The organism is Companilactobacillus heilongjiangensis, assembly GCF_000831645.3.
GTDB classification, from domain to species: domain Bacteria; phylum Bacillota; class Bacilli; order Lactobacillales; family Lactobacillaceae; genus Companilactobacillus; species Companilactobacillus heilongjiangensis.
This window is the reverse complement of record NZ_CP012559.1, coordinates 1447891-1461788: the sequence shown is the minus strand read 5'-3', so window position 1 is coordinate 1461788 and position 13898 is coordinate 1447891. Positions and strand designations below refer to the sequence as shown.

At 38.3% G+C, this 13898-nt stretch carries 9 protein-coding genes; all 9 read left to right on the top strand.

Annotation, left to right across the window (positions count from 1 at the left end):
* Window positions 1-9 precede the first annotated feature (9 nt).
* The 9 genes from JP39_RS06605 (at window position 10) to truB (ending at window position 13825) form a co-directional block, all read left to right on the top strand.
* Entirely contained in the window at window positions 10-1716 is a 1707-nt protein-coding gene (locus tag JP39_RS06605; protein ID WP_041499719.1) for a proline--tRNA ligase, read from the top strand.
* Between the two features lie 38 nt (window positions 1717-1754).
* Window positions 1755-6056, top strand: a complete 4302-nt coding sequence (locus JP39_RS06600) for a PolC-type DNA polymerase III (protein ID WP_048698861.1) — start codon at window positions 1755-1757, stop codon at window positions 6054-6056.
* A gap of 118 nt (window positions 6057-6174) precedes the next feature.
* Complete coding sequence (gene rimP, locus JP39_RS06595) at window positions 6175-6648, top strand: ribosome maturation factor RimP (protein WP_041501775.1); 474 nt, start codon at window positions 6175-6177, stop codon at window positions 6646-6648.
* Window positions 6649-6658: 10 nt separating this feature from the next.
* Window positions 6659-7885: a transcription termination factor NusA gene (gene nusA / locus JP39_RS06590; protein ID WP_041501776.1), complete on the top strand. Its 1227-nt coding sequence runs from the start codon at window positions 6659-6661 to the stop codon at window positions 7883-7885.
* Between the two features lie 15 nt (window positions 7886-7900).
* Entirely contained in the window at window positions 7901-8209 is a 309-nt protein-coding gene (gene rnpM / locus JP39_RS06585) for an RNase P modulator RnpM (protein ID WP_174795702.1), read from the top strand.
* The gene (locus tag JP39_RS06580; protein WP_041501777.1) at window positions 8209-8505 is read left to right on the top strand and encodes a L7Ae/L30e/S12e/Gadd45 family ribosomal protein; all 297 of its coding nucleotides are present in this window, start codon (window positions 8209-8211) and stop codon (window positions 8503-8505) included. Before rnpM ends, JP39_RS06580 begins: the two co-directional genes overlap by 1 nt.
* 13 nt (window positions 8506-8518) lie before the next feature.
* The gene (infB, locus tag JP39_RS06575) at window positions 8519-11479 is read left to right on the top strand and encodes a translation initiation factor IF-2 (protein WP_041501778.1); all 2961 of its coding nucleotides are present in this window, start codon (window positions 8519-8521) and stop codon (window positions 11477-11479) included.
* Between the two features lie 470 nt (window positions 11480-11949).
* The gene (gene rbfA / locus JP39_RS06570; protein ID WP_041501779.1) at window positions 11950-12309 is read left to right on the top strand and encodes a 30S ribosome-binding factor RbfA; all 360 of its coding nucleotides are present in this window, start codon (window positions 11950-11952) and stop codon (window positions 12307-12309) included.
* A gap of 607 nt (window positions 12310-12916) precedes the next feature.
* Window positions 12917-13825: a tRNA pseudouridine(55) synthase TruB gene (gene truB, locus JP39_RS06565; RefSeq protein ID WP_041501780.1), complete on the top strand. Its 909-nt coding sequence runs from the start codon at window positions 12917-12919 to the stop codon at window positions 13823-13825.
* Window positions 13826-13898: the final 73 nt, after the last annotated feature.

Genomic DNA, 13898 nt, shown 5'->3' with positions numbered 1-13898 from the left:
TAAGAGAACTTGAAACAATCAAAATTATATATTCCAACACTAAAACAAACTCCTTCAGATGCTGAAGCAGTCAGTCACCAATTGATGTTGAGAGCCGGATACATCAGACAGGTTTCTGCTGGTGTATACGCATACTTGCCATTAGCTTGGTCAGTAATTCGTAAGCTCGAAGATCTAATGCGCAAAGAAATGGAAAAAATTGATGCCGTTGAAATGCAAATGCCAGCAATTTTACCAGCTGATTTGTGGAAGGAAAGTGGTCGTTATGAAACTTATGGCGACAATCTTTTCAAGATGAAGGATCGTCACGAAAGAGAATTTGTTTTAGGACCTACCCACGAAGAAACATTTACTAGCGTGGTTAAGGAAGGTTTGAACAGTTACAAGAAATTGCCACTTGTTTTATATCAAATGCAAATGAAGTATCGTGATGAAGATCGTCCTCGCTATGGTCTATTACGTGGCCGTGAATTCTTGATGAAGGATGCTTATTCATTTACAGCTAACAAAGAACAATTGGATGTCGTCTTCAATCAAATGGAACAAGCTTACCGCAACATTTTTGATGCCTGTGGTTTGAACTATCGTGCCATTATTGGTGATGCCGGTGCCATGGGTGGAACTGATTCAAAAGAATTTTCTGCTATTGCTCCAATCGGTGAAGATACAATTGCTTATTCTGACGAATCAGATTATTCTGCTAACTTGGAAATGGCCGCAAGTAAGATGGATGAGAATCCTACTGAAGAAAAGAAATCAATGGAAGAAGTCGAAACACCAAATGTTCACACAATTGATACTTTGGCTGCACTTCTAAAAGTTGAACCTGCTAGAATCATGAAGGCTGTGGCTTACATGGCTGATGATGAACCAGTAATGGTTATGGTTCGTGGCGATTACGACGCTAATGATGTTAAAATCAAAAACTATTTAGGTGCTGACTTCCTACGTGAGGCTACTCCTGATGAAGTTAAAGATGTTTTCCACAGTGTACCTGGATTTATCGGTCCTAAAGGTATCGATGACAAGGTCAAGGTATTGTATGATAGCTCACTTGTTGGTTTGACTAACTTTGTTGTTGGTCCTAACAAGGAAGACCATCACTTTATCAATGCTAACTTTGAAGATATTACTGACGAAATGCCTGAGTTTAGAGATTTTCGTGTTATCAAAGAAGGAGAAACTTCTCCAGATGGTCATGGTCACATCAAATTTACTCGTGGTATTGAAATTGGTCACATTTTCAAGCTTGGTACTAAGTTCTCTAAAGCACTCGGTGCTAACTTCTTGGATGAAAATGGTAAATCAAATCCATTGATCATGGGTTGTTACGGAATTGGTATTTCAAGATTGCTTTCAGCAATTATCGAACAACACAGCGATGAAAATGGTATCATCTGGCCAGCACAATTGGCTCCATACCAAATTCATGTTGTTCCAATCAAGTACAATAATGATGTTCAAGGCAAATTGAGTGACGAAATCGTAACTTTGTTGCAAGATGAAGGATATGATGTCTTACTTGACGATCGTAAAGAACGTCCCGGTGTTAAATTTGCGGACTCAGATTTGATGGGTATTCCTATTCGAATCACAGTTGGTAAAAAAGCTGCCGATGAAATTGTGGAACTTAAGATTAGAAGTACTGGTGAAACAATTGAAGTAAGTAAAGATGAATTAGTAAATTCAGTAAAAATATTGCTTAAGAATCAGTAATGAGGCTTAGGCCTTTTTTTATTTGTGAAGGGTAGAATATGTCAGATACAAAACAACTTTTTGAAATACTTGTTAAGCAAATTAAATTAGATAGTCTCTTGGAGTCGCAAGATTCTTTCGCTAACGGTAAGTTGAATAAGCTGGAAGTTCATAAAAATAGTAAACGTTGGACCTTCTTTTTCGAGTTCACAGACGTCTTGCCATTCAATGAATTTCTGACTTTTGTCAAAGCACTGAAAGCTAGTTTCGATGGGATTGCTCAAGTTAATTTTGAGATAACTACCACCAAAGCTGAATTGAGAGAAAAAGATGTTAAAGATTATTGGAATTATGTTTTAAATGACTGTGGCGTCAATTCGCCAATGGTTATCAGCCGAATCAGTCAAACACCGCCATATATGCTGGATGGACATGTTTTCTTTGATGTCTCCAACGATTTTATGGCTGATGTGATTGATGGCAGTTTGTTGAACGGTTTACAGGCTGAATACAGTAGTCTCGGTTTCCCCGACTTTAAGATTCGTACCAATATTGATGAGAATAAGTCACAGGAAAAAGAAGCTGCTATGAAAGCTGCTGCGGCTGAGAAGGCTAAAGAATTCCAAGCTAAAGCCAAAGAAGTCAGCGAGAAGAAAGCTGCTAAACCAGTTGGTAATGTTTCAAAAGTCGGTCGGAAGATTCCGGATGATCAAGAAATTACACAAATGGTTGATATCATCGAAGAAGACCGTGGCAAAGTTGTCGAAGGTTATGTCTTTGACATCGATGTTCGTAAGTTGAAGTCTGGTCGTTCACTGTTGATTTTGAAAGTAACCGATTATACTTCTTCATTCAGTATCAAGAAGTTCTCGAATGGTGAAGATGATGAAACTTTCTTCAATTCACTCGACAAAGGTGCTTGGATCAGGGTTCGTGGTAGCGTTCAAGAGGATAATTTTTCACGTGAATTGGTTATCATGGCGCAAGATATCAATATTATCAAGCATGCTTCACGCCAAGATACGGCTGAAGATGACAACAAGCGAATTGAATTACACGCCCACACTAATATGAGTCAAATGGATGCCATTCCTAGTGCCACTGATTTGATCAAACGTGCTAGTGACTGGGGTCAAACGGGTATTGCTATCACTGACCATCGTGCTTTGCAGGCCTTTCCGGAAGCTTATAACGCTGGTAAAAAATTCGGCGTCAAGATTGCTTATGGTGTCGAGGTTGACTTAGTTGATGAAGGTAATCCGATTGCGTATAACTTGCGAGATCAAAAACTCGAAGGTTCTGAATATGTAATTTTTGATACTGAAACGACTGGTTTATCAGCTGTCTACGATTCCATTATTGAAATTGGTGCTACGAAAATGAAAGATGGTGAAGTGATTGATCGATTCGATAAATTTATCAATCCTGGTCATCCGTTGTCAGAGATAACAACTAATTTGACTAGTATCACGACTGAGATGGTTGAGAATGAGCCTGATGAAAATGTTATTGTCGGCGAATTCATGGACTTTATCGGTGATGACATCTTGGTTGGACACAACGTTACCTTCGATATGGGATTCATGAATGCTGCCTTAACTCGTATGGGACGTAACCGTTTGGCAATGCCAGTTATCGATACTTTGGAAATGTCACGTACGTTGCATTCTGAATACCGTAATCATAAGTTGGATTCATTGGCTAAACGTTACAATATTGTTTTGGAACATCACCATAGAGCTGATTCCGATGCTGAGACAACTGGTTATTTGATGTACAAGTTGTTTGCGGAGTTGGAAGATAAGTTTGGTACTAACAATGTTGAACAATTGAATGATCATATTGGTGGGGAAGAAGCTTATAAACAAGCTCGTCCAACCCATGCTGTTTTGTTAGCTAAGACACAAGCTGGTTTGAAAAATATGTTCAAGATTGTATCTTACTCAATGACACAGTATTATTACCGAACGGCTCGTGTACCAAGACGTTTATTGAATAAATATCGTGAAGGTATTATTGTTGGCTCTGCTTGTGAGAATGGTGAAGTTTTCACAAGTATGATGCAAAAAGGATATGACGATACGCGTGAATTAGCTCAATACTATGATTATTTGGAAGTCATGCCACGTTCGTTATATCAACATTTAATTGATATTAAGATTATTAAAGACGAAAATGCTTTGGAAGAAATTTTGAAGAATATCGTTAAATTGGGTAAGGAATTGAATAAGCCTGTTGTCGCAACGGGGGATGTTCACTATTTGGACGAACACGACAAAGTTTATCGTGATATTGTCATCAAGGCGGTTAAGAGTAATGCCTTGGGTCGTCGTCCTGAGTTACCTGATGTTCAATTTAGAACTACTAATGAAATGTTTGATGAATTTAACTATATGGATCAAGCAACTGAACAAGAGATTATCGTTGATAATCCCAAGAAAATCATGGATTCTATTGATGAAATTTCTCCGGTTAAAGATAAACTTTACACTCCTAAAATGGAGGGTGCCGAAGATGAAATTAAGAATTTAACTTTGAACAAAGCTCATGAACTCTATGGTGATCCGTTGCCTGAAATTGTTCAGGAACGAATGGATAAAGAGCTAAAGAGTATCATTGGTAATGGTTTCTCAGTTATTTATTTGATTTCACAACGTTTAGTTTACAAATCTAATAAAGATGGATATTTGGTTGGTTCCCGTGGTTCCGTTGGTTCCAGTTTCGTTGCTACCATGACCGGGATTACTGAAGTTAATCCTTTGCCGCCACATTATCGTTGTCCTAAATGTAAGTATTCTGAATTCTTTACTAAAGGTGAAGTTGGTTCAGGATATGATTTGGATGATAAGAAATGTCCTAAGTGTGGGACTGATTTAGAAAAAGATGGTCAGGATATTCCGTTCGAAACATTCCTTGGTTTCAAGGGTGATAAGGTTCCTGATATTGATTTGAACTTCTCTGGTGACTACCAACCAGTAGCCCATAATTATACGAAAGTATTGTTCGGGGAAGATCACGTGTTCCGTGCTGGTACTATTGGTACAATTGCTGACAGAACAGCTTTTGGTTACGTTAAAAACTATCAAGAGTTGACTGGTAAGAATCTTCGTAATGCTGAAGTTGAACGTTTAGCTATTGGTTCAACTGGTGTTAAACGAACAACTGGACAACATCCGGCCGGAATCATCGTTGTGCCTGATTACATGGACATCTTTGATTTCACGCCAATTCAATATCCGGCTGATGATCAGTCAGCACTTTGGAAAACGACTCACTTTGATTTCCACTCAATCCATGATAATATCTTGAAACTCGATATTTTGGGACATGATGATCCCACGATGATCCGTATGCTACAAGATTTGTCAGGTATTGATCCCAAGAGTTTGCCAGTTAAAGATCCTGAAGTTATGGAGCTCTTTAGAAGTACTGAATCACTTGGTGTTACACCTGAACAAATTTTCTCAAAGACTGGTACATTAGGAGTTCCCGAATTTGGTACTCGTTTTGTTCGAGGAATGCTAGAGAAAACTCACCCAACAACTTTTGCCGAATTACTACAAATTTCTGGACTATCACATGGTACTGATGTGTGGTTAGGAAATGCGGAAGAGTTGATCGACAAGGGTATTGTTACTTTGAAGGAAGTTATTGGTTGTCGTGATAATATTATGATGGATTTGATTCACTATGGTATGGATTCACAGATGGCTTTCCAAATTATGGAGCACGTTCGTAAAGGTCGTGGTATTCCAGATGATTGGAAACAAGCGATGAAGGATGCGGATGTTCCTGATTGGTACATTGATTCGTGTTTGAAGATCAAGTACATGTTCCCTCGAGCTCACGCGACAGCTTACATTATCATGGCGCTTCGAATTGCTTACTTTAAGGTTCACTATCCACTTTATTATTACAGTGCTTACTTTACAGTTCGTGCTGATGATTTTGACCTTGTTTCGATGACAACTGGTAAAGATGCCGTCAAAGCAGCGATGAAGGAAATCAATGATAAAGGGATGGACGCTTCAACGAAAGAAAAGAATTTGTTAACTGTGTTAGAATTGGCTAATGAGTGTTTGGAACGTGGATTCAAGATCAAGATGGTCGATATCGAAAAATCTGATGCTTTTGAGTTCAAGATTATCGATGATAAGACGCTTTTGGCACCGTTCAATGCCATTCCTGGTCTGGGTGATAACGTTGCTAAACAAATCATTGCCGCTCGTGAAGAAAAACCTTTCTTATCTAAACAAGATTTGAGTACTCGTGGTAAGGTTTCGAAAACAGTTATCGAATATATGACTGAAAATCATGCTTTAGATGGTATGCCTGAAGAAAATCAGCTATCATTATTCTAGTATGGTTGTTATAAGTTGATTTAAATAGTAATATATGTTAAATTAACTACTAGTTAATTATTGATTAATGAGTGAGCAGAGATGCTCACTCTTTTTATTGCCGAATTACTTTGGAGGAATGTCCTTGGATACAAAAGTTGAAGAATTAAAAGCCATTTTACAGCCTATTTTAGATAAGCATGATTTTTTTCTTGTTGATCTAGAGTTTGTCCACGAGCGTGGAGACTGGTATTTAAGAGTTTATGCTGATAAAAAGGGCGGCATCAACATTGATGACTGCGCTGTTATCAGTGAAGAATACGGAGAAAAGCTGGATGAATTGAATCCAATCGATCCAGCATATTACCTTGAGGTTTCATCTCCAGGTGCCGAACGTCCATTAAAGAATGACGAAAGTCTTTCTGATTATGTGGATGATTATATTCATGCGTCTCTATATCAAAAACAAGATGGTCAAAAAGCTTTTGAAGGAACATTAAGTGAAGTAACAGATGACAAGATAACTTTGATCGTTAAAGTTAAGAATTTAAAGAAGCAAGTAGAAATTAGCCGCGATAACATTGCTAAGCTAAGACTTGCAATCGAATTCTAAGGAGAAAATCATGAGTAAAGAAATGGTTGAGGCCCTTGATGCGCTTGAAAGCGAAAAGGGTATTAAAAAAGAATATGTGATTGAATCACTCGAAGCCGCTCTAGTAGCTGCTTATAAAAGAAATTACAACCAAGCCCAAAACGTTGATGTTGAATTTGACGCTAAAAAGGGTAATATACATGTTTATGCAGTTAAAGAAGTCGTTGAAGACGTTGTTGATGATCGTTTAGAGGTTAGTCTCGAAGATGCTCAACAAAAGAGTAAGGGTTACGAAATCGGCGATCATATCAAAGAAGAAGTTACACCTAAAGATTTTGGACGTATTGCGGCTCAAACTGCTAAGCAAGTAATCATGCAAAGAGTTCGTGAAGCTGAACGTGATATCATCTATAATGAATATAGCCAATATGAACACGAAATCATTCAAGGTACTGTTGAACGTAGCGATAGTAGATATGTTTACATCACTTATGGTCGTATCGAAACAGTTATGCCTAAAGCTGATCAAATGCCTGGTGAAACATACAATTCTCGTGATAGAATCCGTGTTTACGTTACTAAGGTTGAAAATGCTACTAAGGGACCTCAAGTGTTCGTTTCTAGAACTGATCCAGGTTTGGTAAAGCGTTTGTTCGAACAACAAGTTCCTGAAATTTATGATGGAACAGTTGAAATTGTTTCAATCGCTCGTGAAGCTGGAGACAGAACTAAGATTGCTGTTAAATCAGACAATCCAGACGTTGACCCAGTTGGTACATGTGTTGGTCCTAAAGGCGCTCGTGTTCAAGCTGTTGTTGATGAATTAAATGGTGAAAACATTGACGTTGTACCTTACGTTGACGATCCAGTAGACTTCATTGCTAATGCTTTGAACCCTGCTGAAGTTATCGCTGTTCAATTTGATGATGACGATAAGAAACAATGTATCGTTATCGTACCTGACTATCACTTGTCATTGGCAATTGGTAAAAAAGGTCAAAATGCCCGTTTAGCTGCTAAGTTAACTGGCTATAAGATTGATATCAAACCCGAATCACAAGTTGAATTTGTGGACGACAACGACCAAGATGTAAATCTTGCTGATGTTGAGAGTGGTAAAATCGATATTGAAAAGACACGTGAAAACGCAGCTAATGCTGATGATGCAAAGAATCCAGCAGCTGAAGATTCAAATGACGATTCAGACGATGATGCAACTGACACAGATACACCTGATTCAACTGATTCAGAAAATTAAAAAGGGGTGATGGATTTGGCAACTCGTAAGATACCAATGCGTAAAGATATTTTGACAAACAAGATGTATCCAAAAAGAGAAATGGTAAGAATTGTCAAAGATAAAGAAGGCAACATTTCAATTGATCCTACCGGAAAAAAGCCCGGTCGCGGTGCTTACGTTGGTCTGGATCCTGAAGCCATTAAAAATGCTAAGTCAAAGAAGTCTTTAGAAAAAGTCTTCTCACATGCAGTACCAGAGACTTTTTATGATGAACTATTCGACTTTGTCGATCATCAGAAAGCTAGAATGGATCTTTTCGGAGATCTAGGTAAGAAACATTAATGAAATCTTTCTTAAATTTTTTAGGCATTGCCGTCAGAGCACGAAAAGTTATTAGTGGAACTGAGTTAACAATTAATGGAATTCGTAATGGTGAAGTTAAATTGGTAATTATGGCTTCGGATTGTAGTCCCCGTACAAAAAAAGATTTGCACAACAAGGCAAGTTATTATAATGTACCTGTGATAGATACAATAAGTAGTAATGACATAAAAACAGCTATTGGAAAAGACAGAAAAGTTATGGGAATAACAGATCTCGGATTTGCTAAAAGGTTAAAAGAATTTATGGACAATTAAGGAGAGTGATAGGATGGTCAAAAAGAGAATTTATACTATTGCAAAAGAAAATAGTGTTGAGAATCAAGTAGTATTAGATGCCGCCAGTAAATTAGGTATCGACGTTAAGAACCATATGTCATCAGTAGATGAAGGCGCAGAAAAGAAGATTGTAAGTAATTTAAAGGGTGGTAAACCAGCTCCTGCAAAGGCCGCATCAAAGCCTGTAACAAGACCTGCTGCTAAACCAGCTTCAAAACCTGCAACACATCAAACACAATCATCAAGACCTGCACAACCTGCAAAAGCCGGTGAAAAACACGAAGGTAGTAATCACAATTCTGGTGATCACAAAACTAAGATCAAGATTACTGCTGTAAGAAGAGATGCTAATAAGGGTAACGGTCACTTTGACCATCGCAACAACAATCACACATCCAATGGTAATCGTCCAAACAGCAATAATTCGAATACTAACCATCGTAATAACAACACTACTGCTAATGCTAATAGCAACAACAGAAGCGACAACCGTAATACCCCATCACGTGATAACCGTAGTAACGATAACCGCAATAATAATGGTAATCGTAACAACAATACAAACAATCGTAATAACAATAACCGCAATTCACAATCACGTGATAACAGAAACCGTAACAACAACAGACGTGATCGTTCTAACGGCACTCAATCACAAGCACCACGTCCAACACAAAGTGCTGGTAACAAGTATCTAGAACAATTTAAGACAAACATCGCTGATGCAAGTCGTATTCCTAGTCATCCAACTAGAAATAACAATAATCGTCCTAATAATCGCAACAATAGTAGCGATAATACTCACAGAAATAATCAGAACAATCACCGTCCTAATAACAACAATGGCGAAAACCAAAGTCGTTTTAACAGAAACAACAATAATAACCATAACAATACCAATAGCAATAACCGTAACAACAATAGCCAAAATAATAACCAAAACAGAAGACCAAACAATAACAACAATGTAGCTGCTAAGGCTAAGGAGACTCCAAAGTCAACTGTAGCTCATGTTGAAGTTCCAAAGCCAGAATACAAGAAGGCAAAACCAACTAATAACAACCGTGACTTTGGCCACAAGACGAACCTTGCCAATCCATTTGGTAGTCGTCGTAAGAAGAAGGAACGCAAGCGTCAACAACGTCAACGTACCGAACCTAAGAAGCCAATGCCACAAAGAAAAGAACGTCCATTGCCAGAAACACTTACTTATACAGTAGGTATGAACGCTCAAGATATTGGTAAGTTACTTCACAGAGAACCAGCTGAATTAGTTAAGAAGCTATTCATGCTTGGTATTATGATCAACCAAAACAAGTCATTAGATAAAGATACTATTGAGTTGTTGGCCGAAGATTATGGTATTAAGGCTGAAGAAAAGGTTCAAGAAGATGTTGCCGATATCGACAAGTACTTTGATGCTGAAGCTAACAATGCAGATAACCTTGTTACACGTCCTCCCGTTGTTACTATCATGGGACATGTTGATCATGGTAAGACTACATTGCTTGATCACTTGAGACATACACACGTTACAGCTGGTGAAGCTGGTGGTATTACTCAACATATCGGTGCTTATCAAGTACGTCTTAAAGATAGATTGATTACATTCTTGGATACTCCAGGACACGCTGCCTTTACAAATATGCGTGCTCGTGGTGCTGATATCACTGATATCGTTATCCTTGTTGTTGCAGCTGACGATGGTGTTATGCCACAGACTATTGAAGCTATCAACCATGCTAAGGCCGCAAATGACCCTATCATCGTAGCCATCAATAAGATTGATAAGCCGGGTGCTAATCCACAACACGTTACTGAAGAACTTATGAAATATGACCTTGTTCCTGAAAGTTATGGTGGAGATACTATCTTTGTTAATATTTCAGCCAAAATGGGAACAAACATCGATGAATTGCTAGAAATGATCTTGCTTGAATCAGATGTTTTGGAATTGAAAGCTAACCCTGAACAAAAAGCTATCGGTACTGTTATCGAAGCTAAGTTGGACAAGGGCCGTGGACCTGTTGCTACATTGCTTGTACAACAAGGTACATTGCATGTTGGAGATCCAATTGTTGTTGGTAATACCTTCGGTCGTGTTAGAACAATGACAAACTACAACGGTAAAGACATTGAAGCTGCTAAGCCATCAGAGCCAGTTGAAGTTACTGGTCTAAATGATGTGCCAGAATCAGCTGATAAGTTCGTTGTCTTCGATGATGAAAAGACAGCTCGTGCAGCCGGTGAAGAACGTGCTAGTCGTGCCCTTCAAAAGGAACGTCAAAACACAAATCCTGTTACACTTGATAACTTATTCGAAACAATGAAAGAGGGAGAACTTAAACAAGTCGACGTTATTATTAAAGCCGATGTACAAGGTTCTGCTGAAGCCATTGCCGGAAGTTTGAAGAAGATTGAAGTTAAAGGCGTTCGTGTCAATATCATTCACTCTGCCGTTGGTGCTATTACTGAAAGTGATGTTAACCTTGCTTCTGCAAGTAATGCTATCATCATTGGATTTAATGTTCGTCCAACAGCTCAAGCTAAAGTTCAAGCTAAGGATGAAAATGTTGATATTCGTCTACACAGAGTTATTTACAAAGCTATCGATGAGATTGAAGCAGCCATGAAGGGTATGCTTGAACCTGTCTATGAAGAAAAGATTACTGGTAACCTAACAGTCCGTGAAACATACAATGTTTCTAAGATTGGTACAATTGCTGGTTGTTACGTTGATAGTGGTAAGATTCAACGTGATAGTGGTGTCAGACTTGTTAGAGATGGCGTAGTTGTCTACGAAGGCAAGCTTGCTTCACTTAAACGTTTCAAGGACGACGTCAAAGAAGTCGGTTCAGGATTCGAATGTGGTATCACAATCGAAAACTACAACGATATTAAGATTGGCGACGAAGTTGAAGCTTACGTAATGGAAGAAGTTCCTGTAAAGTAAACTCGTAATTTAAATGATAATTAAAATAAAGTCACGATGTTTAATAAACATTTTGACTTTATTTTTTTGGAATCATGGTGTGATATAATCAAGCAGTGATGAATAAATAGAGAATTACTGGCAAGTAGTGTTAGTTAAGTATTCCGTCTCCAGAACTAAGAAATATTCACTGGCTGTGCGGACCGGTCCGAGCCAAAAGGCGGTCTCGAACCTCGGTTTGAAGCCTTGCAAGAAACGCAAGTCTCCAAACACGCCCGGTGGTGTAAGAGCTAAAGCTCTAACACCACTTCCACTGCCCACAAATATTTCTTAGTTCTTCCGACTAGTTTATTTTTGTTGAGTTTGTCATAAGAAAACTCAAGGTTTTGAATTTGTAGTTGTATCCAATTGAAACCGATACTAAAAATAATTAATAACTAGCACCATATATTGACATAAATAGATATATTAAATAACGTAGGAGGTACGATATGGTTAAACATCGTATTGGTCGTGTGGAACAAGAAATCCAAAAAGAAGTTAACGACATTCTTTTGAAACGTGTTCGTGATCCAAGAGTTCAAGGCGTAACAGTTACAGGTGTTGAAATGACAGGTGATTTGCAACAAGCAACCATCTACTACAGCATTCTTTCTGAAAAAGCTAGTGACGTCGAAAAGACACAAGCAGGTTTAGATAAAGCTAAAGGATTGATCAGACGTGAGCTTGGTCAAAAATTGACTTTGTACAAAGTTCCTGAATTGGAATTCAAACAAGATCAATCAATTCGCTATGGTGAAAAGATTGATAAGTTGATTGCTAAGTTACATCAAGACGAAGCTAATCGTTAATTAATTGGATTATGACGTTTCCAGAGTAGATAATATTCATCTTTGGGGACTATAATAAAATTACGAATTTTAGTTTTGAATCAAAATAAAAAATCAGGTTTTCTTAGATAAATATCTAGGAACTCCTGATTTTTTTGTTTTAATTAAGTATGCCGTCTCCAGAGCTGGGAAATATTCTCAAGCTGTGCGGAACGGCCCGAGCCAAATTGCGGTCTCGGGCCTCGGTTTGAAGCCTTGACACAGTTCGTCAAGGCTCCAAACACGTCCGGTGGTATAGGTGCGAAAGATTCCTTTCGTATCTATACCACTACCACGGCACACAAATATTTCCCAGCTCTTCCGACTAATTAATCGGTATTAGTTGAGTATAAAAGTATTTAAGCTGTTTTAGGATATGAAATATTCATAGTGGGTTATCAACTTATCGTGTGGGTGTCAGTGATGGAGCCCGCAATGATAGGTGAGAGACCTTGGCTCGAACCGGTCCCACCGCAGGTTCTATCACTGACACCCGCATGCGGCAATCGCCAAATAACACAATCCTCTACCTTTTTCCCCCAAATACTAGTAAAATTGTTGATGATATTACACAGATACGGAGATTATTATGGACGGAGTAATTCCATTAAATAAAGAAATCGGACAAACTAGTTCTGATTATGTTTATAAATTAAGAAAAATACTACATACGAGAAAAATTGGCCACACAGGGACACTAGATCCACTAGTCAATGGAGTTTTGCCAATTTGTGTGGGACAGGCTACTAAACTGGTAAACACGCTGACAGGCTCTCCTAAAGAGTATGAAGGTGAAATCACCTTGGGGAAGTCGACAACTACTGAGGATCGTGAAGGGGAGACTGTTGACGAACAAAAATTAACTAAGCCTTTTACGATTGATGAATTGAATCCAATTTTTGAAAAGATGACTGGCGATTTAACACAGATTCCACCAATGTTTTCTGCTGTTCGAGTAAATGGTAAGAAACTCTACGAATATGCTCGAGCTGGACTTGAAGTTGAACGGCCAGAAAGACACATTCATATTTACGACTTTCATATTATGGGTGAACCCGTTTTTGACGAGGCAACTGGTTATCAGACTATCAAATTCCACGTTAAGTGTTCAAAAGGAACTTATGTCAGGACATTGGCGGTTGAATTTGGTCACATGCTTGATTTACCAGCCTTTATGTCACAATTAACACGTGTTAAGAGTGCCGGCTTTCCTATTGAAGAGACTTTCACGATTGGTCAAATTTCAGACATGATGGATAATGAAGACTACAGCTTTTTAAGATCAATCGATGACGTACTAACAGACGTTCCTAGTTATGAGTTAAATGACGAAGAGTGGGAAGTTCGTGTGTTACATGGTGGATTCTTAGAAGCAGTTGATTCTGACAAAACTAAGCAATTACGTGTACAAAGAGATGGCGTTACGAAAGCTCTTTACAAGTATGATAAAGTAAGAGATATGTGGGTTCCTGATTTAATGTTATTGAAAAATAATTAGTGACTGACTTATTCATAAAAATTTAATTAGCACGTTAGTCGCTGGTTTCATATTTTGAAATTGGAAGCGGCAA

Coding starts and splice junctions, on each gene's coding strand:
- truB (WP_041501780.1), top strand. CDS start 12,917: ATGGACGGAGTAATTCCATTAAATAAAGAAATCGGACAAACTAGTTCT.
- JP39_RS06600 (WP_048698861.1), top strand. CDS start 1,755: ATGTCAGATACAAAACAACTTTTTGAAATACTTGTTAAGCAAATTAAA.
- infB (WP_041501778.1), top strand. CDS start 8,519: ATGGTCAAAAAGAGAATTTATACTATTGCAAAAGAAAATAGTGTTGAG.
- JP39_RS06580 (WP_041501777.1), top strand. CDS start 8,209: ATGAAATCTTTCTTAAATTTTTTAGGCATTGCCGTCAGAGCACGAAAA.
- rimP (WP_041501775.1), top strand. CDS start 6,175: ATGTCCTTGGATACAAAAGTTGAAGAATTAAAAGCCATTTTACAGCCT.
- rbfA (WP_041501779.1), top strand. CDS start 11,950: ATGGTTAAACATCGTATTGGTCGTGTGGAACAAGAAATCCAAAAAGAA.
- nusA (WP_041501776.1), top strand. CDS start 6,659: ATGAGTAAAGAAATGGTTGAGGCCCTTGATGCGCTTGAAAGCGAAAAG.